This is a genomic window from Sphingobium sp. (assembly GCA_035196065.1).
Taxonomy (GTDB): domain Bacteria; phylum Pseudomonadota; class Alphaproteobacteria; order Sphingomonadales; family Sphingomonadaceae; genus Sphingorhabdus_B; species Sphingorhabdus_B rara.
In genome coordinates, this window is record CP136575.1 from 2,027,104 (window position 1) to 2,050,361 (window position 23,258).

General features: G+C 58.3%; 21 protein-coding genes. 10 read left to right on the forward strand and 11 right to left on the reverse strand.

From position 1 onward, the window contains the following. Window positions 1-11: 11 nt before the first annotated feature. The 3 genes from ilvD to RSE16_09730 are packed head-to-tail and all read left to right on the forward strand — an operon-like array spanning window position 12 to window position 3,369. Window positions 12-1,733, forward strand: coding sequence for a dihydroxy-acid dehydratase (gene ilvD, locus RSE16_09720; GenBank protein WRH74990.1), 1,722 nt, complete (start codon window positions 12-14; stop codon window positions 1,731-1,733). Further along, window positions 1,714-2,121, forward strand: coding sequence for a hypothetical protein (locus RSE16_09725; protein ID WRH74991.1), 408 nt, complete (start codon window positions 1,714-1,716; stop codon window positions 2,119-2,121). Before ilvD ends, RSE16_09725 begins: the two co-directional genes overlap by 20 nt. A 48-nt stretch (window positions 2,122-2,169) precedes the next feature. After that, complete coding sequence (locus RSE16_09730; protein WRH74992.1) at window positions 2,170-3,369, forward strand: class I SAM-dependent RNA methyltransferase; 1,200 nt, start codon at window positions 2,170-2,172, stop codon at window positions 3,367-3,369. Here the strand turns inward: RSE16_09730 and RSE16_09735 are convergent. The 5 genes from RSE16_09735 to RSE16_09755 all read right to left on the reverse strand — a co-directional run bounded on the left by RSE16_09735 (window position 3,366) and on the right by RSE16_09755 (window position 8,066). Next, the gene (locus tag RSE16_09735) at window positions 3,366-3,800 is read right to left on the reverse strand and encodes an MAPEG family protein (protein WRH74993.1); all 435 of its coding nucleotides are present in this window, start codon (window positions 3,798-3,800) and stop codon (window positions 3,366-3,368) included. The two genes, RSE16_09730 and RSE16_09735, sit on opposite strands and share 4 nt — an antisense overlap. 25 nt (window positions 3,801-3,825) lie before the next feature. Beyond that, window positions 3,826-4,251 (reverse strand): MAPEG family protein, encoded by a 426-nt coding sequence (locus RSE16_09740; protein WRH74994.1) that lies wholly within the window; start codon window positions 4,249-4,251, stop codon window positions 3,826-3,828. An 85-nt stretch (window positions 4,252-4,336) separates the two neighbouring features. Further along, a complete protein-coding gene (locus RSE16_09745; protein WRH74995.1) occupies window positions 4,337-5,548 on the reverse strand; it encodes a type III PLP-dependent enzyme in 1,212 nt (403 codons plus the stop codon). A gap of 155 nt (window positions 5,549-5,703) precedes the next feature. Beyond that, complete coding sequence (locus RSE16_09750) at window positions 5,704-6,858, reverse strand: carboxynorspermidine decarboxylase (GenBank protein WRH74996.1); 1,155 nt, start codon at window positions 6,856-6,858, stop codon at window positions 5,704-5,706. After that, a complete protein-coding gene (locus RSE16_09755) occupies window positions 6,858-8,066 on the reverse strand; it encodes a saccharopine dehydrogenase family protein (GenBank protein ID WRH74997.1) in 1,209 nt (402 codons plus the stop codon). Before RSE16_09755 ends, RSE16_09750 begins: the two co-directional genes overlap by 1 nt. A gap of 55 nt (window positions 8,067-8,121) precedes the next feature. On the opposite strand from RSE16_09755, the gene RSE16_09760 reads away from it, so the two are divergent. Beyond that, a complete protein-coding gene (locus RSE16_09760; GenBank protein WRH74998.1) occupies window positions 8,122-9,108 on the forward strand; it encodes a pyridoxal-phosphate dependent enzyme in 987 nt (328 codons plus the stop codon). Then, window positions 9,105-9,698 carry a GNAT family N-acetyltransferase gene (locus RSE16_09765; protein ID WRH74999.1) on the forward strand — a complete coding sequence of 198 codons (594 nt, stop codon included), beginning with the start codon at window positions 9,105-9,107 and terminating at the stop codon, window positions 9,696-9,698. The genes RSE16_09760 and RSE16_09765 overlap by 4 nt, the downstream gene beginning before the upstream one ends. Before the next feature lie 16 nt (window positions 9,699-9,714). Here RSE16_09765 and hemA read toward each other — a convergent pair whose 3' ends face one another. Next, window positions 9,715-10,935, reverse strand: coding sequence for a 5-aminolevulinate synthase (gene hemA / locus RSE16_09770; GenBank protein ID WRH75000.1), 1,221 nt, complete (start codon window positions 10,933-10,935; stop codon window positions 9,715-9,717). An 80-nt stretch (window positions 10,936-11,015) separates the two neighbouring features. Continuing rightward, window positions 11,016-11,831, reverse strand: coding sequence for a glutamate racemase (murI, locus tag RSE16_09775; GenBank protein WRH77340.1), 816 nt, complete (start codon window positions 11,829-11,831; stop codon window positions 11,016-11,018). 96 nt (window positions 11,832-11,927) lie between these two features. Between murI and plsY the strand changes: the two genes are divergently transcribed. The 3 genes from plsY to topA all read left to right on the forward strand — a co-directional run bounded on the left by plsY (window position 11,928) and on the right by topA (window position 16,258). Continuing rightward, window positions 11,928-12,521, forward strand: coding sequence for a glycerol-3-phosphate 1-O-acyltransferase PlsY (plsY, locus tag RSE16_09780; protein WRH75001.1), 594 nt, complete (start codon window positions 11,928-11,930; stop codon window positions 12,519-12,521). Window positions 12,522-12,534: 13 nt separating this feature from the next. Next, window positions 12,535-13,620, forward strand: a complete 1,086-nt coding sequence (gene dprA / locus RSE16_09785) for a DNA-processing protein DprA (GenBank protein ID WRH75002.1) — start codon at window positions 12,535-12,537, stop codon at window positions 13,618-13,620. Between the two features lie 79 nt (window positions 13,621-13,699). Continuing rightward, window positions 13,700-16,258, forward strand: a complete 2,559-nt coding sequence (gene topA, locus RSE16_09790; GenBank protein ID WRH75003.1) for a type I DNA topoisomerase — start codon at window positions 13,700-13,702, stop codon at window positions 16,256-16,258. 96 nt (window positions 16,259-16,354) lie between these two features. On the opposite strand, the gene era is transcribed toward topA, so the two are convergent. Genes era through lepB form a run of 3 tightly spaced genes read right to left on the reverse strand, consistent with a single transcriptional unit; the run spans window position 16,355 to window position 18,770 of the window. After that, on the reverse strand, window positions 16,355-17,248 hold the full coding sequence (gene era / locus RSE16_09795; GenBank protein ID WRH75004.1) for a GTPase Era: 894 nt from the start codon (window positions 17,246-17,248) through the stop codon (window positions 16,355-16,357). Then, window positions 17,245-17,907 (reverse strand): ribonuclease III, encoded by a 663-nt coding sequence (gene rnc / locus RSE16_09800; protein WRH75005.1) that lies wholly within the window; start codon window positions 17,905-17,907, stop codon window positions 17,245-17,247. Before rnc ends, era begins: the two co-directional genes overlap by 4 nt. Window positions 17,908-17,909: 2 nt before the next feature. Next, window positions 17,910-18,770, reverse strand: coding sequence for a signal peptidase I (lepB, locus tag RSE16_09805; GenBank protein ID WRH75006.1), 861 nt, complete (start codon window positions 18,768-18,770; stop codon window positions 17,910-17,912). Window positions 18,771-18,882: 112 nt separating this feature from the next. Here lepB and pgi point away from each other — a divergent pair, with 112 nt between their 5' ends. Together pgi and gorA are read left to right on the forward strand one after the other, a co-directional pair. After that, window positions 18,883-20,379: a glucose-6-phosphate isomerase gene (gene pgi / locus RSE16_09810; GenBank protein ID WRH75007.1), complete on the forward strand. Its 1,497-nt coding sequence runs from the start codon at window positions 18,883-18,885 to the stop codon at window positions 20,377-20,379. Between the two features lie 21 nt (window positions 20,380-20,400). Further along, complete coding sequence (gene gorA / locus RSE16_09815) at window positions 20,401-21,744, forward strand: glutathione-disulfide reductase (GenBank protein WRH75008.1); 1,344 nt, start codon at window positions 20,401-20,403, stop codon at window positions 21,742-21,744. A gap of 2 nt (window positions 21,745-21,746) precedes the next feature. Here gorA and RSE16_09820 read toward each other — a convergent pair whose 3' ends face one another. After that, entirely contained in the window at window positions 21,747-23,150 is a 1,404-nt protein-coding gene (locus RSE16_09820; GenBank protein WRH75009.1) for a short-chain fatty acyl-CoA regulator family protein, read from the reverse strand. Window positions 23,151-23,258 lie beyond the last annotated feature (108 nt).

A 23,258-nucleotide genomic window follows, 5' to 3' on the forward strand; every position in this document is an offset into this window, starting at 1 on the left:
AGCGAGGCCCCATGACGCACACTTTCGACAAATCCAAACTGCCCAGCCGCCATGTTTCGGTGGGGCCTGAGCGTGCACCGCATCGCAGCTATTATTACGCCATGGGTCTGACCGAAGAGCAGATCATGCGCCCCTTTGTCGGGGTGGTGTCTGCCGGTAATGACAGCGCGCCTTGCAATACGGCGCTGGATCATCAGGCCGATGTCGCACGGCGGGGTGTTGATCAGGCAGGCGGGCTGTCGCGCCGCTTCAACACGATCACCGTCACTGATGGTATCGCCATGGGCCATCAGGGGATGAAAAGTTCGCTGGTTAGCCGTGAGGTGATTGCCGATTCAGTCGAGCTTTCAGTACGTGGCCATTGCTATGATGCGCTGGTCGGCTTTGCAGGTTGCGACAAATCGCTTCCGGGTATGATGATGGCGATGTTGCGGCTGAATGTTCCGTCGATCTTCGTTTATGGCGGGTCGATCTTGCCGGGCCGCTATCACGAAAAGGATGTGACCGTCGTTGATGTGTTCGAGGTTGTCGGCAAATATGCTGCCGGTGCCTGTCCGCTCGAGGAAGTGCATGCGCTGGAAAAAGTTGCCTGCCCCGGTCATGGCGCATGCGGCGGACAATATACTGCCAACACCATGGCCTGCGTGGCCGAGGCAATCGGGCTTTCGCTGCCCAATTCGAATATGGCACCCGCGCCTTACACCACGCGCGACCAGGTGGCCCATGCGGCAGGCACACAGATTATGGAATTGCTGGCACGCAATCTGCGCCCGCGAGAAATCTGCACGCGTGACGCGTTCATCAATGCGGCCCGTGTTGTTGCTGCAACCGGCGGTTCAACCAACGCTGCGCTGCATTTGCCGGCAATGGCAAGCGAGGCAGGCATTGATTTTGACCTGTTTGATGTCGCCGAAATCTTCAAAAGCACGCCCTATATGGCCGATCTGAAACCCGGCGGAAATTATGTCGCAAAGGACATGTATGAAGCGGGGGGCGTCTATATGCTCATGAAATCGCTTTTGTCCGAAGGTTTGCTGCATGGCGACTGTATGACGGTTAGCGGCAAGACATTGGGTGAAAATATCGACCAGATTACCTGGAACCCGGACCAAAAGGTCATTTACCCGGCCACCGCCCCGCTGTCGCCGACAGGCGGAGTAGTCGGCCTACGCGGTTCGCTTGCCCCCGATGGCGCGATTGTGAAGGTTGCAGGGATGAGCCGCCTGCAATTCACCGGCCCGGCGCGCGTTTTTGAATGCGAGGAAGAGGCCTTTGCTGCGGTTGAAGAACGGTCGATCAAGGAAGGCGAAGTCATCGTGATCCGCTATGAAGGGCCCAAGGGCGGCCCCGGCATGCGTGAAATGCTCTCGACCACTGCCGCGCTCTACGGGCTTGGTATGGGCGAAAAGGTGGCGCTGATCACCGACGGCCGCTTTTCAGGCGCAACACGCGGCTTCTGTATCGGCCATGTCGGCCCCGAAGCAGCCGAATGCGGGCCGATCGCGCTGGTCGAAAATGGTGACGAAATCGCTATCGATGCTGAAAAGGGGACAATCGACCTCAACGTTGCCGAAGAGGTGCTTGCGGAGCGGCGTAAACTTTGGAAGCCGCGATCGTCCGATTATGGGTCAGGCGCTTTGTGGCGCTATGCACAGACTGTCGGCCCTGCCTATAAGGGGGCTCTTACGCATCCCGGAGGCAAGGAAGAAAGGCATGTTTACGCGGACATCTAGTCTGGCAGCACTTGCTGCCGTCGCAACGCTTACGGCATGTGGTGAAGGCAACAGCCTTGCCGATGCAGAGCGTGGTGCTGCGGGCGATGCGGCGGCCGCGGGCAGGATAGAATGCGCGCTTGCAGGCGGCGCCGATTTTGAGCGCGTGTGCACTACGGAAACGCTTGCAGGCGAAAGGGGACGAATGCTGGTCATCCGGCATCCCGATGGCGGCTTTCGTCGTTTCGATATCCTGACAGACGGCCGTGGGCTCGCCCCGGCCGACGGTTTTGATGAAACCAGGATCAAGATCCTTGAAGGCGGCATGATTGAGGTGAAATCGGGCGACGATGCCTATCGCCTGCCTGCCGCGATCAAGGGGGCCGAGGAAAAGCCTGCCGCAAAATAGGCAAAGTCACCGCTTGCTAGTCGCGGCCTGCACGGGCAAGGCGCGACGATGGCTGAAGCACTAGATATCATCCGCATTGCGGCCCGGGGCGACGGCGTGACTGCCGATGGCCGGCATGTTCCCTTGGCAGCGCCGGGCGACCGATTAAATCCTGATGGCGGGCTGGTCCATGGCCCGCACCATGTAGAGCCACCCTGTCGCCATTTCCCTTTGTGTGGCGGCTGCGAATTGCAGCATATTGACGAGGAAAGCCTTGCGGTTTTCGTGCAGGAAAGGGTGCTCCACGCGCTTGCCTCCCAACAGGTGGAGGCCGAATCCGTGATGCCGGTGCATCTGTCGCCAGCGGCGACGCGCCGACGGATTGCGGTCCGTTCAGCATGGGCCGGTCGGAATTTCCAACTGGGGTTCAGCACGGAAAAAAGCCACCGCATAATCGATCTGCAGCAATGTGAGGTGATGGCGTCGGAGCTTTTCGCGCTGATGAAGCCATTGCGCGCCTTTCTTGCTCCACGCGTCGCGCAAAAGCGCAATGTCCAAGTGAAGCTGGCGTTGATCGATCAGGGCGTTGATCTGCTGATCGAAAACCTGACCATAGAGGGTCTGGAGGCGCATGAAGCATTATCCGCATTTGCGTCGGAAAACCGGCTTGCCCGTCTGTCACTTGATGATGGCTTTGGTCCCACGACATTGTGGGAGCCTGAGCCTGCAACGATCACGCTGGGCGGTGCGCCGGTCGCCTATCCACCCTATGCCTTTCTGCAGGCGACGCGTGATGGAGAGGCGGCGCTGATTGCGGCGGCACATGACGTGATTGGTGATGCGAAACTGGTTGCGGATCTGTTTGCCGGTCTTGGCACCTTTGCGCTGTCGATTGCCGAGGGACGTAAGGTCTACGCAGCGGAGGCTGATCGCGCGGCAACACTGGCGTTGAAAAGTGCGGCAGGCCATGCGCAGCGCAGCGTCTTTGCCGAGCATCGCGATCTTTTTCGCAGGCCGCTTGATAGTGCGGAATTGAACCGGTTCGGCGCGGTTATTCTTGATCCGCCGCGGGCAGGGGCCCGCGAACAGATTGGCCAGTTGGCATCATCACAAGTCGCCAAAATCGCCTATGTGAGTTGTAACCCCGGCAGCTTTGCCCGCGATGCCAAGCAGTTGGTCGATGCAGGTTATAGGTTGCAGCGGATCTGGCCCGTGGGCCAGTTCCGCTGGTCAACCCATGTCGAGTTGGTTGGCGAGTTCAGCCGTTAGAAGACCGCCAATATCGCGTGCAGTACCAATGCCATCAGCGCGAGGCTGGACAGCGTGAACAGCAAGAAGCGGCCTGCAACCTTGTTGACAAGCGACTGCCAGAGGCTGTGCGCAATGCGCAATCCAACATAGACCCATGCAATCGACGCATTAGCTCCACCCCCCTGGCCGATCATCGCCAGTACGATCGCCACCGCGTAAAACACCGTCGGCGCTTCGTGAAGATGGTTGTAATTATGTGCTTTCCATTGCGCACTGCCCGGAAGGATCGCGTCCAGCTTTGCCCCTGTCCAGCCCACATCGGCACCGGGCGCTCCATCCTTGGGCAATTTGCCAATGGCAGGAAGACGCGTTGCGTACATCCAGAGCCACATCAGCATCGTCCATCCCGCCAGGACGACGACCGGTTTCAAAATTTCAGCATTTTCCATAAATTCTCCTCCCCTTCGTTTGAATTCAGATTGTTGCGATCACCGCATGGATCGCCAAGGCGACAAGGCACAGCGATGATGCAAGGAATAAGGCAAAGCGCACGGAAACCTTGTTGATGCTTGCCTGATAGACCGAGTGGACGACGCGGATTGCGACATAGGCCCAGGCGAGGTTCACCATCAGAGGTGTCGCCGCATCGGCGAGATGCAGAATGATCACCGCAGCATAGAAAACTGTCGGCTGTTCCATCAGATGCGCATAATTATGCGAGGCCCATGCGGCCTGTGGTGTCAGCAACGGATCAATATCCTGACCGCGCAGCCCGGGCGCTGGCGGCGGGCGCTGCCCCAATTTGGATACTGCGCTAAAGCGGGCATAGGCCAGCCAGAACATCATCACCATCGACCATGCGACAAGTACCGCCGCAGGCGCAAGAATTGTACCACCCATATGAAAAACCCTCCCCGTTTTTGATACGGGAAGGGTGCTTCACTGACTGTAAATTGTCAAATGCAACTTGTTGCCATTGCAGGCCTTATTGGGCGGACCTTTTGCCTATCGCAACCACATTGCCGGCATCATTTGCCGCAATGCGGGTGTAGAGGCTGGCCATGGGCTCATCCTCGACGATGATATCTTCGGTGTCGCCAAAGCCGTTAAATTCGGTCCGCATTGCGCAGCCATAGGCGCCGAGCATGCCGACCTCAATATAGTCGCCTGCTTGCGTATCGGCGGGCAGGATGAACGGCCCTGCCATATAGTCCATGTCGTCGCAGGTCGGGCCGTAAAAGGCGAACTCGGCCATGTCGTCGCTGGCATTATCGCGGACAAGGTTGACCGGAAAACGCCAGGCAACATGGGCTGCATCAAATAAGGCGCCATAGCTGCCATCATTGATGTACAGTTCGTTCCCACGGCGCTTTTCCACGCGCACAAGTAGCGAGGCATATTCGGCGCACAGCGCACGGCCCGGTTCGCACCACAACTCTGCCGAATAGCTGATCGGCAGGTCTTCAAAACAGCGGTGGATCGTTTCGAAATAGCCTTCAAGCGCAGGCGGTTCCATGCCCGGATAGACCGAGGGGAAGCCGCCGCCAACGTCTACTACGTCAACGGTAACCGATGCCTCTACAATCGCGGCACGCACAAGTTCCATTGCCTCTGCATAGGCGGCAGGCGTCATCGCCTGGCTGCCGACATGAAAGGCAATTCCGAGGCTATCGGCCACCTGGCGGGTGGCGACGAGAAGGTCGGCAACCTCCGACGGATCGGCACCGAATTTCGCAGCCAAGCTTAGCTTTGCATGATCCGACGACACGCGGATGCGCACGCACAGTTCAAGGTCGGTCGCCAGCACGCCATCACTGGCGGTCGCGCGCACGATCTTTTCCAGTTCCTCGCGGCTGTCGAGGCTGAAGGTACGCACGCCGTGATTGTGATAGGCTTGGGCGATGGCACGCTCTGACTTCACCGGATGCATGAAGCACAGCTTCGCCTCTGGCAGGAATTTGTGCACCAACCGCACTTCGCCGAGCGAAGCCACGTCAAAATGCGTGATTCCAGCCGCCCACAGCGTTTCGAGAAGCGCAGGCGAGGGATTGGCCTTCACGGCATAAAGCGACTTGCCCGGAAACTTCTCAACAAAGAAGCGGGCGGCGCGCGTCGCAGCATGCGGGCGTAGGAGTGTTACGGGCTCGTCCGGGCGCAGGGCGCGGACTAGGGACGCAGCATCAGGATGTTCGTACAACTCAAGGGACCCCCAATAGTCTGTTAAACCGATAAAAAGCGAACAAGGCTGCCTTGCGGTTATTGGAAGTCCCCCTGGGGCAGCGGAGCGTGCCTATATGATTCGGGGGGGTATTTGTAAAGGGATAATAGACCCGTGTTGCGATCGGTAATTCGTCAGGAAAGTCGATCCCTGAACGTCTCCCACCCGAATTCCCGCACGCAGCGCAACTCGTCGGTTCCGCTGTTCCACAGCCAGATTGAGGGCAGGGGCACGCCGTTAAAGGTCGTGGTCTTCACCATCGAATAATGCGCCTGATCGAGGAAGGCAAAGCGCTGGCCGGGTTCTGCCGGGACAGGTAAGTGGTAATCGCCGATGATGTCTCCGGCGAGGCAGCTGGGGCCACCCAAGCGGATCGCGTTGCCATCCGCCAATTCACCCAGCATGGCGGGGCGGTAGGGGGCCTCTATCACGTCGGGCATGTGGCAGGTGGCGCTGATATCGGTGATGCCGATGGGCATGCCATTGTCAAACACATCGAGCAGTTCGCCGACCAATATCCCTGCGTCGAGGGCAATGGCTTCGCCGGGTTCCAGATAGACATCGCAGCCGGTTTCGGTGCGCACGGCCTTGATGAATTCGACCAGATCGTCGCGTTGGTAATCGGCGCGGGTGATATGGTGGCCACCGCCGAAATTGAGCCATTTCAGTTGGCCGAAATAGGGTGCGATCTCGGGCTTCAGGCTTTCCCATGTGCGTTTGAGAGGTTCGAAGTCTTGCTCGCACAATGTATGGAAATGCAGGCCCGATACGCCCTCAAGATGCTCTGGCCTTAACTGGCTTACAGGAAAGCCAAGACGCGAGCTGGGCTGGCAGGGGTCATATTTCGCGACCTCGCCTTCGGCATGTTCGGGGTTGATGCGCAGGCCGACGTCAGTTGTTTCGTCCAGATACTCCGTAAAGCGGACATGCTGCATCGGGGAATTGAAGATGACATGGTCGGAAATCGAAACGATCTCCGCCATGTCGGCGGCCTTGTATCCGGCGCAATAGGTTGCAATCTCGCCCTTGTAATAATCCCGGGCGAGCCGCGATTCCCAAAGGCCTGAACTGCACACGCCATCGAGATATTCGCCGATTACCGGTGCCAGCGACCACATGGAAAAGGCCTTCATGGCGCACAGCACCTTGGCCCCGCTGCGCGCCTTTACATCGGCAAGGATCGCAAGGTTCCGCCGCACCGCCGCCTCGTCCACGACAAAGGCGGGCGTTGGCACGCGGTTCAGGTCAAATCGGGCAAAGGCCCCGGGATCGCCGGCTCTGGTTTCCATCAGAAGTCCAGCGGCCCGTCCAGTTCCTTGATCTGCCAGGGAAGGCCGTGCTTGTTCAGCATTTCCATGAAGGGATCGGGATCAAACTGCTCCATGTTCCAAACGCCAGCGCCGGCCCAATTGCCCTGCACGACCAGCGCCGCGCCGATCATCGCGGGGACGCCGGTGGTGTAGCTGACTGCCTGATTGCCGGTTTCATCATAAGCATCTTCATGGTCGCAGATATTATAGATGTAGAGCGTCTTTTCCTTGCCATCCTTGCCTAGGCCAGTGGCGATACAACCGATGTTGGTCTTGCCCTTCGTCGTCGGGCCAAGGCTGGCGGGTTCTGGCAAAACGGCCTTCAGGAACTGCAGCGGAACGATTTCGACGCCATTATAAATCACCGGGTCGATTCGCGTCATGCCAACATTCTGCAGCACGGTGAGGTGCTTGATATATTCATCGCCGAAGGTCATCCAGAAACGAATGCGCTTGATTTCAGGCAGGTGCGTTTTCAGGCTTTCGATTTCCTCATGATACATGAGGTACATATTTTTGGGGCCGACGGCCTCAAAATCGAATTGCTGCTTCACCGACATGGGTGGGGTTTCAACCCAGTCGCCATTTTCCCAATGGCGGGCAACCGCAGTCACTTCGCGAATGTTGATTTCCGGATTGAAATTGGTGGCAAAGGCCTGGCCATGGTCGCCGCCATTACAATCAAGAATATCGAGTGTGTCGATCCGATCAAAATGATGCTTTTTGAGGTAGGTGGTGAATACGCTGGTCACGCCCGGGTCAAAACCCGACCCCAGCAGCGCCATGATCCCGGCGTCCTTGAAACGGTCCTGATAGGCCCATTGCCAGTGATATTCGAACTTGGCTTCGTCCTTGGGCTCATAATTGGCGGTGTCGAGATAGTCGGTCTTGGTCGCAAGGCACGCGTCCATGATCGTCAGATCCTGATAGGGCAGCGCCAGATTGACGACGAGGTCGGGGTTGATCGCCTCGATCAGCCGGATCAGCGCGGGAACCTCTTCGGCATCGATTTCATAAGTGTCGATTGAAACGCCCGTGCGCTCCTTTACCGATGCGGCGATGGCATCGCATTTGCTTTTCGTGCGGCTCGCAAGGCTGACATGCGAGAAGATATCGGCGTTCATTGCCATTTTGTGCACTGCGACCGAACCAACGCCACCTGCGCCGATTACCAAAACCTTGCTCATCTGATACGTCCTTCGACTTAAGATTCGTTATGGCGACGGCATATAGAGGGCTTTGATGACAGAACAAGAATTGCGCGATCCCAAACGCACACCCAGCCGTGCCGGCGTGTTGCGCGCGATGGAGAAAATCGCGCATATCCTTCCACCGACGCCATTATTGCCGCTAGAGGTTGATGGACGTACCCTTTGGTGCAAGGCAGAGATGCTGCAGCCCATTGGCGCCTTCAAGATACGCGGCGCTTGGCATCGATTGTCTGACCTGACCGAAGAAGAGTACAAGCGCGGCGTTGTTGCAGTGTCGAGCGGCAATCATGCGCAAGGCGTTGCTTGGGCTGCGCGCAGGCTGGGCATAATGGCAACGATCGTGATGCCGGAAAATGCGCCGCGCGCGAAGATTGAGGCGACGCGTGCGCTGGGTGCCCATGTCGTGCTCTACCAGCGTCCTGGACAGGATCGTGACGAAATTGCCAGGGGCATTGTCGCAGAAAGCGGCGCAACGATGGTACATCCCTTTGGTGATCCATGGGTGATTGAAGGGCAGGGGACAGCGGGCATCGAGGCCGAGGTGCAGTTGAAGGCACGCGGCATCGACGGGCCACTCCACATTATCGCCTGTTGCGGCGGCGGCGGCTTGTCAGCGGGGTTGGGGCTTGCCTGCCCTGATGCGACACTATCGATCGCAGAACCAGAAGGCTGGGATGATATCATTGCCTCAATCGCTGCCGGTGAGATAATCGGCGTTACCGATCAAGCGCATCCGACACCGTGTGATGCGTTGCAGACGCCGCGCACCTTCCCGATCAACTTTGCGGTGTTGAAAGAACGGGTGTCGAGCAGCGCGGTCGTCACCCCTGCGGAGGTTGCCCGGGCTATGCGTCTGGTATTCGAGCGTTTGCACCTGGTGGTCGAACCCGGCGGAGCTGCAGCGCTCGCTGCCGTGCTTGCGGGGAAAATCGAGCTTGTTGGAACGCCTGTCGTCACATTGTCAGGCGGCAATGTTGATCAAGGAACTTTTGTTCGCATGATCGGGGAAGTAGCATGATTGATAGACCGGTTGTTCAAGCCACCACCGCAGAGCATCAGGCAGTGATTGCTACTCTCGCCAATGCTTTCATGACCGACCCAGCGCTGAGCTATATCGTCCCGGACAAGGCAGCACGCGCGAAGATGCTACCAAAACTCTTTGAACTGTTGGTGCCGGCCGACGCAAAAGCAGGCACAGTCATGCGGTCCGGCAATGATGAAGCAGCAGCGCTTTGGCGCAATCCCGGGATGGCAAAGGATGCGGTTGGAACAAGCCTTGCTTTGATATGGAATATGTTCCGGATTTTCGGCCTTTCTATCGCACGAGCCAACAGCGTGGCGGATGCGATCGAGGCCCACCTACCGGAGGGGCGATATCACTATCTGCATTTTGTAGGCGTCCGCAGCGCGCATCAGGGCAAAGGCTGGGGCGGCGCAATCATTCGAGAGGGATTGGCCCGTGCTGATGCCGATGCTTTGCCAACGTGGCTCGAGACAGCAACTCCCGAAAACGTCCCGCTCTATGAGGGTCTCGGCTTTGTCACGCAGGTCGAATGGGATATCCCCAAGGGCGGGCCGCATTTTTGGGGAATGATGCGACCGGCGTAACAACTCCAGTTGCGGTTTACGCCGCCTCGGCCAACTGCAATTCCATCCGGCCCCAGATTTCGATCAGGGCCTCGGTCAGTTCGCGCATCATCTCTTCGCTATGCTGCGGGCCGGGCGTGAAGCGCAGCCTTTCGGTACCACGCGGGACGGTGGGATAATTGATCGGCTGCACATAGGCGCCATATTCGGCGAGCAGCGTATCGCTGATCTTTTTCGCCTTCACAGGATCGCCAATCATCAGCGGCACGATGTGCGTCTCGCTCATCATGACCGGCAGGCCGGCGTCGGCGAACAGTTGTTTCAACCGGGCTGCATTGGCCTGCTGTGCCTCACGCTCTTCGCTCGATTGCTTCAGATGGCGCACGGCTGCAAGCACGCCCGCAACCAATACCGGCGATAGCGAGGTTGTGAAAATGAAGCCGGGTGCATAGCTGCGGATGACATCGATGATTTTCTGATCGGCCGCGATATAGCCGCCCATCACGCCAAATGCCTTGCCCAGCGTTCCTTCGATGATCGTTACACGGTCTGATGCCTCATCGCGCTCGGTAATGCCACCGCCATGATCGCCATACATGCCAACCGCATGGACTTCGTCGCAATAGGTCAGGGCGTTATATTTGTCGGCAAGGTCGCAGATCGCATGGATCGGGGCAACGTCGCCATCCATTGAATAGACGCTTTCAAAGGCGATCAGCTTTGGCGCTTCTGGATCGTCAGCGGCCAGCAATTCTTCGAGATGCGCGACATCATTGTGCCGCCAGACGCGCTTTTCGCATCCGGCATTGCGGATACCCGCGATCATTGAGGCGTGGTTCAGTTCATCCGAATAGATGATGCAACCGGGCAGGACCTTGGCGAGCGTCGATAGCGTGGCTTCGTTCGAAACATAGCCCGAGGTAAAGAGCAACGCCGACGATTTGCCATGCAGGCTGGCCAGTTCGGATTCGAGCTGCACATGATAATGGGTGTTGCCGCCGATATTGCGCGTGCCGCCGGAGCCTGCGCCCACATCGTGCAGCGCTTCTTCCATCGCGGCGATGACTTTGGGATGCTGGCCCATGCACAAATAGTCGTTCGAACACCAGACGGTGATCGGCTTCGGCCCGTTATGCCCGGCAAAGCAGCGCGCATTGGGAAATTTTCCCTTGTTGCGCAAAATATCGATAAACACGCGATAGCGGCCTTCGGCGTGCAGCCGGTCGATCGCTTTGTCGAAGATCTGGTCGTAGTTCATGGCTGCCTTCGCCCTGTAGTTAAACGCCCCATAATGCCGGAAAGATTGGAAATCCAGCGCGAACGATTCGCATTTTTCGATCAGAGAGATGCAATATTCGCAACATTGTATTGCAGCAGTTGCGGGCCATAGGGTTTGAGCTGGATCAAATTACCGGTGGTGACAAACAATCCTGCGGCCGCATTTGCGGAAAATGTCTGGCCATTTAGAAGGTGGACGACGCGCCGCGCGATGCCGTCAGAGCCATCGACCAGTTCCAGATCCGGCGTCAAACCTTGGGCCATTGCCGCGCGGTGCAGTTCATCTGCGACGAGCGGGAAATGGGTGCAGCCCAACACAATGCGGTCCATGCGCTCTCCGCCCGCTTGGCTGGCCAGCCCTTCTATCGCTCGATCAAATATGGCGGGATCGGGTGTTTCGCCACGTAATTTTGCCTCTGCCGCTTCAACCAGATCGGGTGCGGCATGGCGAAGAAGCGTCTTGCCCTGCGCAAATTCGGATTCCAGCCGGTCGACATAGGCCTGCCTTATCGTGGCGCTGGTGCCGAGCAACCCGATCACGCCGGTACGGCTCTGTTCGGCCGCTGGCTTGATTGCAGGCACTGTGCCGACGACAGGGACACCCAAGACTGCCCGAGCATGGGAAAGCGCGATGGTCGATGCCGTGTTGCAGGCAATCACGATCAGACGTGGACGATACCGTTCGGATAACCGGCCCAAAAAGGCACAGACCCGCGTTGCCACCTCCATCTCGCTTTTCTGGCCGTAAGGCAGCCCTGCATAGTCGGCGGAATAGACAATCGGCGCGGTCGGCAGGGCAGCGCGGATTTTTGCAAGAACGGATAAGCCGCCAATGCCGGAATCAAAAATCAGGATGGGGGCGTCGCAATTGTCCATCGCAGGGCGGAATAGACCCGCGACCGGTGTGAGGCAACCGGCCTTGAGTGCATCACGCATAAGCGATAACCAGTTGCCAACAACAGGGAGTCGAACATGCCATCAGTCTGGATTGAAACGGGGACAGCCTTGGCGCTGGGTTATCTTCTGGGCTCCATCCCCTTCGGTTTGTTGCTTGCGCGTTTTGGCGGTGCAGGCGACATCCGCGAAGTCGGTTCGGGCAATATCGGTGCGACCAATGTGTTACGGACCGGCCGCAAAGGGCTGGCCGCCGCGACACTGCTACTCGATCTGCTGAAAGGTACGGTCGCCGTATTGCTTGCCGCGCATTTTTTCCCGGGGCTTGAAGTCATTGCCGCAGGTGCCGCCTTTTTCGGGCATCTTTACCCGATATGGTTGGGTTTCAAAGGCGGGAAGGGCGTTGCTACCTATGCGGGCATTTTGTTCGGGCTGAACTGGCCGTTGGGGCTGATTTATGGCGTGTGCTGGATCGGAGTGCTGCTTGCATCGCGGATATCCTCCTTGGGCGGACTGGTCGCAGCCGCCGTTGCTCCCATCGCCGCCGCATTCCTAGGGCAGACCCATTTGGTGATCCTGCTGGTGGCATGCAGCCTGATCGTGTTCTGGAAGCATCGCGAGAATATCCAGCGGTTGATGGCTGGCACCGAACCCAGAATCGGAAAGAAGTAAGGCGGCGCGGCGGATGGCCGAAGGCGATATCTTTGCAAGGCTGCGGCTGATCCGCACCGCGCAGATTGGGCCCGTCGGCTATCGTCAGTTGATCTCCCGCTTCGGTTCTGCGGCGAAGGCGCTCGACGCATTGCCCGAACTGGTCCAACGCAGCGGTGGCCGCCGTTTTACCATCGCGCCGGGGGCAGCCATCGAGGCGGAGATTGAACGTGTCGCGCGGCTTGGCGCACGCCATCTGTTTGTCGATGATGAGGGCTATCCCGGCCTGCTTGCCGAACTGGATAATGCGCCCCCCGTGATAACCCTGCGCGGTGATTCCGCCCTGTTGCAACGCCGGTCGGTCGCCATGGTCGGTGCGCGAAACGCATCTGCAGCGGGTTGCCGCATGGCGCAGACGATCGCGCAGGGGCTTGGCCAAAATGCCATCGTGGTTGTTTCCGGTCTTGCGCGGGGCATTGACGCCGCCGCGCATCGCGGCGCGCTAGCCACCGGTACGATCGGCGTGATCGCGGGCGGGATCGACTTTGTCTATCCGCCCGAACATTCGGAATTGCAGGAACGGGTAGCAGCCGAAGGATTGCTGATCGCCGAAATGCCGCCCGGCACGGAGCCGCGTGCCCGCCATTTCCCCTATCGCAACCGGATTATCGCGGGGCTGTCCGCCGGCACGGTGGTGGTCGAGGCTGTTCCCAAATCGGGTTCGCTGATTACCGCCCGGCTTGCCGGAGAGGCGGGGCGCGAAGTCATGGCTATACCGGGTTCCCCGCTTGATCCCCGCTCGCGCGGTTGCAATCAATTGATCCGCGAGGGCGCAACGCTGGTGCAAGACGCTTCGGAAATTGCAGAATTGATCGCGCCGCTCGATCATCGGGTGCAGCCCGCGCCCATGGCATCACCCCAGTTCGACTTTGTGAGCGATGCCGGCGATGCCGAACGCAGGGCGGTTTACGAACTGCTCGGACCCAATTTCGCAAGCGTTGATGATCTGGTGCGCATGTCCGGCCTTCCGACAGCCCAGGTGCAGATGGTGCTGCTCGAATATGAACTGGCCGGAAGGCTTGAACGTGGCGCGGGGGCAAGGGTGCGTTTGACAGGGTAATTTTTACCCGCTTGACGCAGCCAGAAGGGCCCCGCCATCATCGCGTGTACGTGAGAGCCAAGAAAAGAACAAAAAATCCATGAAGTTAGTTGTTGTCGAATCACCCGCCAAAGCGAAGACCATCGAGAAATATCTGGGTAGCGGATACAAGGTCCTCGCTTCCTATGGCCATGTGCGCGATCTGCCGCCCAAGGACGGTTCTGTCGATCCGGACAACGGCTTTGCGATGATCTGGGATAATTACCCCGACAAGGCCAGGCAGTTGAAGGCGATTGCCGACGAGGCGAAGAAGGCCGACAGCTTGATCCTTGCAACCGACCCTGACCGTGAGGGCGAAGCGATAAGCTGGCATGTTCAGGACGTGCTGCAAAACAAGAAGGCGCTTCCCAAAAATGTCGCGCGCGTAACCTTTAACGCGATCACCAAGGCGGCCGTCACCGAGGCCATGGCCAATCCGCGCGAGCTCGACCATGATCTGATCGACGCTTATCGCGCGCGCCGTGCGCTGGATTATCTCGTCGGTTTCACGCTTTCACCGGTTCTTTGGCGCAAGCTGCCCGGTGCAAAATCCGCCGGTCGCGTGCAGTCTGTCGCGCTGCGGCTGATCGTCGAGCGGGAGCGCGAGATCGAGGCATTCCGTGCGCAGGAATATTGGTCAGTTACTGCGCAGATGGAACATAAGGGGCAGGGCTTTGAAGCCCGCCTCATCCGTTATCAGGGCGAAAAGCTCGACAAGATGGCGTTAGGCAAGGAAGGCGAGGCAGAGGCCGCGCGTTTGGCTGTAGAGGCGGGGCATTTCTCGGTTGAAAGTGTCGAGACCAAGCCGGTAACGCGCAATCCCCAGCCGCCCTTCACCACCTCGACGCTACAGCAGGAGGCCGCCCGCAAGCTGGGTTTTTCGGCGAGCCACACGATGCGCATTGCTCAGAATCTCTACGAGGATGGCGCTATCACCTATATGCGTACCGATGGTGTGCAGATGGACGGCAGTGCCATTTCCGCGGCGCGCGGTGCGATCGCAAACCGCTATGACGCCGGATATCTTCCCGACAAGCCAAGGGTTTACCAGACAAAGGCGAAAAATGCCCAGGAAGCGCATGAAGCGATCCGCCCGACCGATTTTAATCGCGACAAGGTGGGGTCTGGCGATCATGCGCGGCTTTATGATTTGATCTACAAGCGGGCCTTGGCCAGCCAGATGGCCTCGGCACGGATGGAGCGGACCACTGTCGATCTGTCTGACGGCACGGGCAAGTTGGGCCTGCGTGCGACTGGGCAAGTCGTGAAATTTCCCGGATTTCTGGCGCTTTACGAAGAGGGCATGGACGACCGTGACGATGAAAATGGCGCGCTCCTCCCCGCGATGGACAAGGGCGATGTGCCTGCCAAAAAGGCCGTTGAAAAGGCGCAGCATTTCACCCAGCCACCGCCCCGTTATTCAGAGGCAAGCCTTGTCAAACGGCTTGAGGAATTGGGAATTGGCCGCCCGTCGACCTACGCATCCACCATTCAGGTCCTGAAAGACCGCGCTTATGTTCGAGTGGAAAAAAATCGTTTCTTTGCAGAGGAATCGGGGCGGTTATTAACAGCGTTTCTGGAACGTTTCTTCGACCGCTATGTCGCCTATGATTTTACCGCAGGTCTGGAAGACCAGCTTGATGAAATCAGTGCCGGCGATGCCAATTGGCAGCGTGTGCTTGAGGCATTCTGGCGCGATTTCAAACCCAAGACCGCAGAGGTCATGGAGCAGAAGCCGTCTGACATTACGGCCGAGTTGGACAAGTTCCTCGCGCCCTATCTCTTTCCCGAGCGCGAGGATGGAAGCGATCCGCGGCTTTGCCCCAAATGCGGCAAGGGCAAGTTGGCGCTACGTGGCGGCCGTTTTGGCGCTTTTGTTGCCTGTTCGGATTATCCGGAATGCAAGTTCACACGCAAATTTGCCCAGCCCGGCGGCGCCGACGGCATGACGTCAGATGGCCCGGAAGTGCTCGGCACGCATCCAGAAACCGGGCTTGAAGTCAGCAGAAAATCGGGACGATTTGGCCCTTATGTCGAAATGGGTGAGGGCAAGGAAGCGGCGCGCGCCTCCATCCCCAAGGATATTCCGGCTGAGGATTTCGGGCTGGAATGGGCGGTGAAGCTTTTGTCATTGCCGCGCACTATCGGGATGCATCCTGAAAGCGGGGAGCCCGTGACGTCCAGCATCGGTCGCTATGGGCCCTATCTCGCGCATCAAGGCAAATATGCCCGGCTGCAGTCGACCGCCGATGTTTTTGAAACGGGGATGAATGCTGCGGTGGTTAAGCTGGCAGAGGCTGCCTCTGGAGCAGGCCGTGCACGCGGCGGCGCATCGCGTGAGCCGTTGAAGGTGCTAGGCAAACATCCGCGAACCGATGCCGAGATTAAGGTGATGGAAGGCCGCTACGGCAATTATGTTACCGATGGTACGACGAACGCAACCTTGCCCAAGACAGTGACGGCCGATGCGCTGACGCTTGAAGAAGCGGCGCAGTTGATCGACGAGCGGGCTGCAAAAGGGCCGGCCAAGGGCAAAGCGAAAAAGAAAGCTGCACCCAAAAAGGCGGCACCTAAAAAAGCTGCGGCGAAAAAGCCGGCAGCCAAGAAAAAGGCAGACTAAGGCGTCAGGCCTGCTGAGATCGGGGCACCTTAGGGCCTACGCTTTGCCCATGAACAATTTTGCGGCCGCCCGGTTTCGATGCCGGGCGGCGGCAAATCAATCCACCCAGTCGAGCCCCATATCGCGGTAAACACCGCGATCTTCGTCCCACCCTGCCTTGACCTTGATGTGCAAGTAAAGGTGAACGGTGACACCCATAAGTTCAGAGATTTCCTTGCGCGCAGCGGCGCCTATGGCTTTAATCCGGCTGCCGCCCTTGCCAAGAACGATGGCACGCTGACTTTCGCGTTCGACAAAGATTTGCTGGTAGATTTCGACGCTACCGTCTGCGCGTTCCGAATATTTTTCGGTTTCGACCGTGCTGGCATAGGGCAATTCGTCATGCAACTGCAGATAGAGCTGCTCGCGCGTGATTTCGGCTGCGGCCAAGCGTTCGGAGGCGTCGGACACCTGATCTTCGGGGAAATGCCATTGCCCCTCGGGCATCACGCCTGAAATCGCGGTCTTCAATTCGGCAAGGCCGTCTGACGTCGCTGCGCTAACATAATAGACCTGCTCAAACGGGCACATGCCAAGCAATTTTTCGGTCAAGGCGAGAAGCTTTTCCTTCGCCGCAATGTCGACCTTGTTCAGAACCAGCCATTTCCTCTCCGGACGATGGACAAGGCCTTCAAGGATTTTTTCGACCTTCGGCCCTGCACCGCCGCGCCCGTCCACGACCATCAGGATCAGGTCGGCATCCGACGCGCCTTCCCATGCGGCCGCAACCATGGCGCGGTCGAGCCGTCGGTTGGGCGCAAAAATGCCGGGCGTGTCGACAAGGATGATCTGCGCATCGCCTTCAAGGGCAATGCCCATGAGCCTTGTGCGGGTCGTTTGCGCCTTGGGGCTGACAATGGCGACCTTCTGGCCAACCAGCGCGTTGGTAAGCGTCGATTTGCCCGCATTGGGGGCACCCAATATGGCGACATGGCCGCAACGCTGGCTCATGCGTTTTTCTCCAGAAAGGCTTTCGCTGCGGCGGTTTCGGCGGTTTGCTTGCTATTGGCCGTTGCAGCCACAGGTGCAAATCCCTTCACGCTTACCGTTACTTCAAACCGCATGGCGTGCGGGGGTCCTTCTTTTGCAGTCACTTCGTACACAGGCACCTTGCGATTATTGGCCGCGCACCATTCTTGCAGTGCGGACTTGGGATGTTTCGGGGCGGCTTTGGCCGATTCGAGCAGCGGACGCCAGTTGCGTTCGATGAAACTGCGCGCCTGATCGATGCCCAGATCAATGTAAATGGCGCCAATCAGCGCCTCGGCCATGTCGCCCAGGACATAATCGCTTTCGCGCGCACCATCATCGCGGGCCTGTTTCCCCAGCCGCATATGCGTTTGCAGGCCAATTGCGCGTGCGACATCTGCGCAGGCGCTGCCCGAAACAAGATTGTTGAAACGGTGCGAAAGCCGGCCTTCGGGCTCATCAGGAAAGCGGGCATAGAGCATTGATGCCACGATCAAGCCGAGAACCCGGTCGCCCAAAAATTCCAGCCGCTGGTAATGTGCCTCTCCGGTGCTTCCGTGCGTCAATGCGCGCTCGTAAAGACTGCTATCGCCGGGCTGTGCGCCGATCGTATCGGAAAGCCAGCGTGTAAAATCATCCATGGTCAAAGCTTCATCCCGATACGTTCCCAGCGCGCAGCCGAGAACCATGTCCAGGGAAGCAGCCAACGGGCCGAACCGTCGGTTGAAAAGACGATCCATTGTGCACGACCGATTAAATTATCGACCGGAACGAGCCCGATCCACACGCCGTCTGCGGGATAGCGACTGTCGGCACTGCGATCACGGTTGTCGCCCATCAGCAGAAGCTGGCCTTCGGGGACCATGATCGGGTCGGTATCATCGCCGCGCTGATACGGTTCGATATCAAGTGTGAGGATTGATTTGCCTTCGGGCAATGTCTCGCGAAACTGCGGGTATCGGCATTGCGAACCGCCATTTTTGGCAGGCTCTTCATATTGCGGTTTCCAGCAAGGGAAGGGCGTACCTTCCAATTCCGCTGCATTACGCATTCCCTGCGTCACCGGCGTAACAAAGTTGGCCACCGGCTGTTTCTTCACCGCCTTGCCATTAATCTCAAGTCGGCCAGCGCGCATTTGGATAACGTCACCGGGCAGTCCAATCACCCGCTTGATATAGTCGACATTCTTGCCCCCCGGGGCACGCACCACAACAACATCGCCGCGATCCGGCAGTCGTCCGAAAATCCGGCCCTCGAACAGATCGGGCGATAATGGAAAGCTGTAGCGGGAAATGCCATAGGGCCATTTGGAGACGACAAGATAGTCACCGATTAACAATCGGGGCTGCATCGATTCCGACGGGATACTGAACGGAGCAAAGACAAAGCTGCGGAAAAGAAGCACCAAAGCGGCAAGTTTTAGCAGGAATAGCCCATATTCACGCCATTCTGCGGCGCTGTTGCGGCCAGCGTCGCCGGCATGATTGGATGTTTCGTTAGTCAATGCTAATGCCCCGGCATTCGATTTCATAAGGCTGGTGCCTTCCAGCACTGGCCTTCTAATGGCCGACCACGCTAATGACCAGTGCCGAGATTCTCCGATCCAAGGAACATATATGACTGCTGCTAATTGGGCCGCCATTGATGGCGTAGCCGTAAAGCCCCTTCAAATACTGTTTGAAGAGGATGACGGTCGTGTCGAACGGATGACGATCGAGCAATCTGGACTGCATTTCGATTTCGCCAAGACCCATCTCCATCCGGCAATGATTTCTGCCTTTGCAGAGCTTGCGTCGGTCGTTGACCTCGATGGTGCGCGTGACCGACTTTTTTCGGGTGCTGTGGTCAATGTTACTGAGGGCAGATCTGCTGAGCACACCGCAGAGCGCGGAAATGGAGCAGCAGAGAGTGTTGCCCAGGCAAGGGCTTTGCAGGCCCGGATGCGCGGCCTGATTGATGTGATCGAAGCCGGAGCGTTTGGCGACATTCGCCATATCCTGCATATCGGCATTGGCGGGTCGGCTCTGGGTCCGAAATTGCTCATCGACGCGCTGGGCCGTGATGGTCTGCGTTTCGATACCAAAGTTGTCTCCAATGTCGATGCTTCGGCGCTGGCAGAGGCGGTACGCGGCATGGACCCGAAAGCGACGCTGATCGCCATCGCGTCCAAGACCTTCACAACCACCGAAACCTTGATGAATGCGGAAAGTGCGCTGGAATGGCTGCGCGATGGCGGAGTGGAAGATCCTTATGGTCAGGTCGTGGCTCTGACTGCGGCGCCCGACAAAGCGATCGAATGGGGTGTTGATGAAAGCCGCATCCTGCCCTTTGCCGAGAGCGTGGGTGGCCGTTATTCGCTGTGGTGCTCGATCGGCTTTCCGGTTGCTGCAGCGCTGGGCTGGGCGGCGTTTGAGGAGCTGCTCGAAGGTGCGGCCGAGATGGACCGGCATTTCCGCACCGCGCCCCTCGATCGCAATGCGCCCGTGCTCGCAGCCTTTGCCGATCTGCATTATGCACAAGCACGTGGTTGCCAGACACGGGCAATTTTTGCCTATGACGAGAGGCTGCGGCTCCTTCCCGATTATCTTCAGCAGTTGGAAATGGAATCCAACGGAAAGTCCGTGACCGCCGATGGCGCGCCGCTCGGGCGGCCCAGCGCGCCCGTCAGTTGGGGCGGGGTGGGTACAGATGCGCAACATGCGGTGTTCCAATTGCTGCATCAAGGAACGCACCTCATCCCGGTTGAATTTCTGGCGAGCAAGACGCCCGGGCATGATTTTGATCCGGGCCATCATGAAGCGCTGCTGATCAATTGCTTTGCGCAAGGCGCCGCCTTGATGCAGGGCCGTGCCAGCGATGACGGCGCGCGGTCCTATCCGGGTGACCGGCCATCAACGACCATCCTGATTGATGACGTCACGCCATCGATTGTCGGTGCGCTGATTGCATTTTACGAACATCGCACCTTTGCCAACGCCGTGCTGCTTGGCATCAACCCCTTTGATCAGTTTGGCGTTGAATTGGGCAAGGAAATCGCCAAGGGCATCGCACAGAACGGACCTGCAGGCTTTGATGCCTCGACAAGCGCGTTGATTGCGGCTGCAGGTCTGTAACCAGCTTAGGATGCTCAAGCGATGAACTATGACTTTGACCTTTTCGTCGTCGGTGCCGGATCAGGTGGCGTCCGTGCGTCGCGTATCGCCGCCAGCCATGGTGCGCGGGTTGCCGTGGCGGAAGAGTATCGCGTCGGCGGAACCTGCGTCATCCGCGGCTGCGTTCCCAAAAAACTGCTGGTTTATGGTTCGCATTTTGCAGAGGATCTGGCGGATGCCCGCCGTTTTGGTTGGGATACGACCGGCGCCACATTCGACTGGCCGACATTGCGCGACAATGTTGCCGCCGAGGTTGATCGGCTCGAAGGGCTGTACGGACAAACACTTGGCAATAACAAGGTGGAGATATTCCTCCAGCGGGCAACGGTCGCCGCGCCAAATCTTGTTCGCCTTGCCGATGGCCGTGAAATCAGCGCGAAGCATATATTGATCGCAACCGGTGCCTGGCCGGCAATCCCTGCGATACCGGGCGCCGAATATGGGATTACCTCGAATGAGGTCTTCCACCTCGAAAATCTGCCGAAACGCGCGGTTATTGCTGGTGCCGGCTATATCGCCAATGAATTTGCGGGCATCTTTCACGAATTGGGTGTCGAAGTGACGCTGGTGACGCGCGGCGACAAGATGCTGCGCAGCTATGATCAGGAAATTGTCGAAAAACTTGTCGGGATCAGCCGTGGCAAGGGCATAGACATCCGTTTCGATTTCAAATGCCCCGCTGTGCGCAAGCAGGCCGATGGATCATTGCTCATCGAAAGCGGCAATGGCGACGATGTTGAAACCGATTTGTTGCTTTTTGCCATCGGACGCGTGCCGAAAACCAAGGATCTGGGGCTGGAGGCTGCGGGCGTCGCGCTTGATGCTGATGGGGCGGTGATCGTTGACGCCCACAACGCCACCAATGTACCAAGCATCCATGCCGTCGGCGACGTCACCAACCGCGTTCAATTGACGCCGGTGGCGATCCGCGAAGGCCATGCCTTTGCCGATAGTGTTTTTGGCAACAATCCGCGCACGATCGATTATTCCGCCATCCCGACAGCCGTCTTTTCCAACCCGCCCATCGCCGGGGTGGGCCTGACCGAAGAAGAAGCGCGTGCAACGCTGTCCGACGTCAAGGTGTATAAAAGCGATTTCCGGGCAATGAAAAATGTCCTCGCTGGGCGCAATGAACGTGCGCTCTACAAGATGATTGTCGATGGTGCGACGGACAAAGTGATCGGGTTGCACTTGATCGGACCCGATAGCGCCGAAATCCTGCAGGCTGCCGCGATTGCGGTTAAGGCCGGTCTGACCAAGCAGGATTTTGACGATACCGTAGCGCTCCATCCCAGCATGGCCGAAGAACTGGTATTGATGAAATAGGCTTAGGCTATGCGGTAAGGCACCACGCTTCGCCGGTCAGGATCGACGATGATGTCACGGTCGCTGGGCGGAAAGGCGCGTTGATCGCAATCAGGGCGCGGGCAAAGCCGGCAACTGACGCCGATGCGCGTTGCGTTGCGTCCAGTAAGGTCAAGTCCGTCGGCATAGATAAATTCGCGCGCATGGTCGATTTCGCACCCCAAAGCGACGGCGTAGCGGCGCGGTGCACGTTCATAGCTGCCTGATGGTTTCACCAACCCCTTGGCCATTGAGACATAGCGCACGCCATCCGGCGTTTCCGCCAGCTGGACGAGGATGCGGTCGGGTATCGCGACGGCTTCATGCACGATCCATAAAGGGCAAGCGCCACCGAAACGGGCAAATTGCAGGCGGGTTGCCGAATGGCGCTTGGTGATGTTGCCGGCCATGTCGACCCGGCAAAAGAAAAAGGGGACGCCCCGGGCATTGGGGCGTTGCAATGTCGATAGCCGATGGCAGGCCTGTTCGAAACTGACGCCAAAGGCCTGACAAAGCCGGTCAATATCGTGGCGCATCATCCGCGCCTCTTCACGAAAGCGCGCATAGGGCATCAGGATTGCTCCAGCCGCATAATTGGCAAGGCCGACCGAAAGCAATTGGCGCGATGCCGGGCTGCGTAGCCGTGCAGCCTCCACCACGGCGCTAATTTCCTCGCGAAGCGCAATCGCGGCGAGTTGGTGCGCCAGTTGAAAGCGGCGGCTTTCGGCAGGTTGGCTCTGGTCGATCACAAGATGTCCCATTTGTGGATCGAAATCGCGCAAGCCTGAATTGTGCGAATAGAGCAATGAGATGGAGAGGGCGTTGCGGAGATAGAGTTCCAGCCCCTCAATGGCGGGCGTGAGTTGTGCGCCGCGCAGTCTGTCTCCTAATGCTTCGGCTGCCCGATCAAGCGGATCAACATAATTGCCGGCATTATGGAACCAGTCGCGCACCTCTTCCCATGGCAGGCGCGATCCGCCGGCATTTTCGCTGGATAGCGCCTCGTCCACAATCTGCAGGCGCTGACCGGCCTGCACATAGGCCTGGTGTAGTGCGACAAACTGGTCAGCCAATGCCGGTTGCTGTTCAGCGATGCGGGTGAGTTGATCTGCGGACAGGGGTTGGCTGAACAGTGGATCCGCCGCCGCTTCACGTAAAGCGGCAAAGCGACGGGTGGAGCTATCATCCTCATCGACATTCCAGTCGAGCGGAAAATGCCGCGCCAATATGTCCAAAAGGGCAGGGGTAAGTGGCCTGTCGTCATGTTCGATCTGCGAGAGATAGGAGACAGAAATGCCCAGCCGCTCTGCCATTTCGGATTGGCGCAGGCCATGTGCGGCGCGCAGAGCCTTTAGCTTCTCGCCGGCAAATAAGCGCCGCTTTGCCATGTCGCCTCTCCTTTGGAACTGAGCGTGTGTGACTGCGTTTAGCATTGCGGGAGCAGTTTTGCAAAATGAGAGTTTGCAACTTTGCAAATTCACATTGGACAGCGGTGA

Coding starts and splice junctions, on each gene's coding strand:
- ilvD (WRH74990.1), top strand. CDS start 12: ATGACGCACACTTTCGACAAATCCAAACTGCCCAGCCGCCATGTTTCG.
- RSE16_09725 (WRH74991.1), top strand. CDS start 1,714: ATGTTTACGCGGACATCTAGTCTGGCAGCACTTGCTGCCGTCGCAACG.
- RSE16_09730 (WRH74992.1), top strand. CDS start 2,170: ATGGCTGAAGCACTAGATATCATCCGCATTGCGGCCCGGGGCGACGGC.
- RSE16_09735 (WRH74993.1), bottom strand. CDS start 3,800: ATGGAAAATGCTGAAATTTTGAAACCGGTCGTCGTCCTGGCGGGATGG.
- RSE16_09740 (WRH74994.1), bottom strand. CDS start 4,251: ATGGGTGGTACAATTCTTGCGCCTGCGGCGGTACTTGTCGCATGGTCG.
- RSE16_09750 (WRH74996.1), bottom strand. CDS start 6,858: ATGGAAACCAGAGCCGGCGATCCCGGGGCCTTTGCCCGATTTGACCTG.
- RSE16_09755 (WRH74997.1), bottom strand. CDS start 8,066: ATGAGCAAGGTTTTGGTAATCGGCGCAGGTGGCGTTGGTTCGGTCGCA.
- RSE16_09760 (WRH74998.1), top strand. CDS start 8,122: ATGACAGAACAAGAATTGCGCGATCCCAAACGCACACCCAGCCGTGCC.
- RSE16_09765 (WRH74999.1), top strand. CDS start 9,105: ATGATTGATAGACCGGTTGTTCAAGCCACCACCGCAGAGCATCAGGCA.
- hemA (WRH75000.1), bottom strand. CDS start 10,935: ATGAACTACGACCAGATCTTCGACAAAGCGATCGACCGGCTGCACGCC.
- murI (WRH77340.1), bottom strand. CDS start 11,831: ATGGACAATTGCGACGCCCCCATCCTGATTTTTGATTCCGGCATTGGC.
- plsY (WRH75001.1), top strand. CDS start 11,928: ATGCCATCAGTCTGGATTGAAACGGGGACAGCCTTGGCGCTGGGTTAT.
- dprA (WRH75002.1), top strand. CDS start 12,535: ATGGCCGAAGGCGATATCTTTGCAAGGCTGCGGCTGATCCGCACCGCG.
- topA (WRH75003.1), top strand. CDS start 13,700: ATGAAGTTAGTTGTTGTCGAATCACCCGCCAAAGCGAAGACCATCGAG.
- era (WRH75004.1), bottom strand. CDS start 17,248: ATGAGCCAGCGTTGCGGCCATGTCGCCATATTGGGTGCCCCCAATGCG.
- rnc (WRH75005.1), bottom strand. CDS start 17,907: ATGGATGATTTTACACGCTGGCTTTCCGATACGATCGGCGCACAGCCC.
- pgi (WRH75007.1), top strand. CDS start 18,883: ATGACTGCTGCTAATTGGGCCGCCATTGATGGCGTAGCCGTAAAGCCC.
- gorA (WRH75008.1), top strand. CDS start 20,401: ATGAACTATGACTTTGACCTTTTCGTCGTCGGTGCCGGATCAGGTGGC.
- RSE16_09820 (WRH75009.1), bottom strand. CDS start 23,150: ATGGCAAAGCGGCGCTTATTTGCCGGCGAGAAGCTAAAGGCTCTGCGC.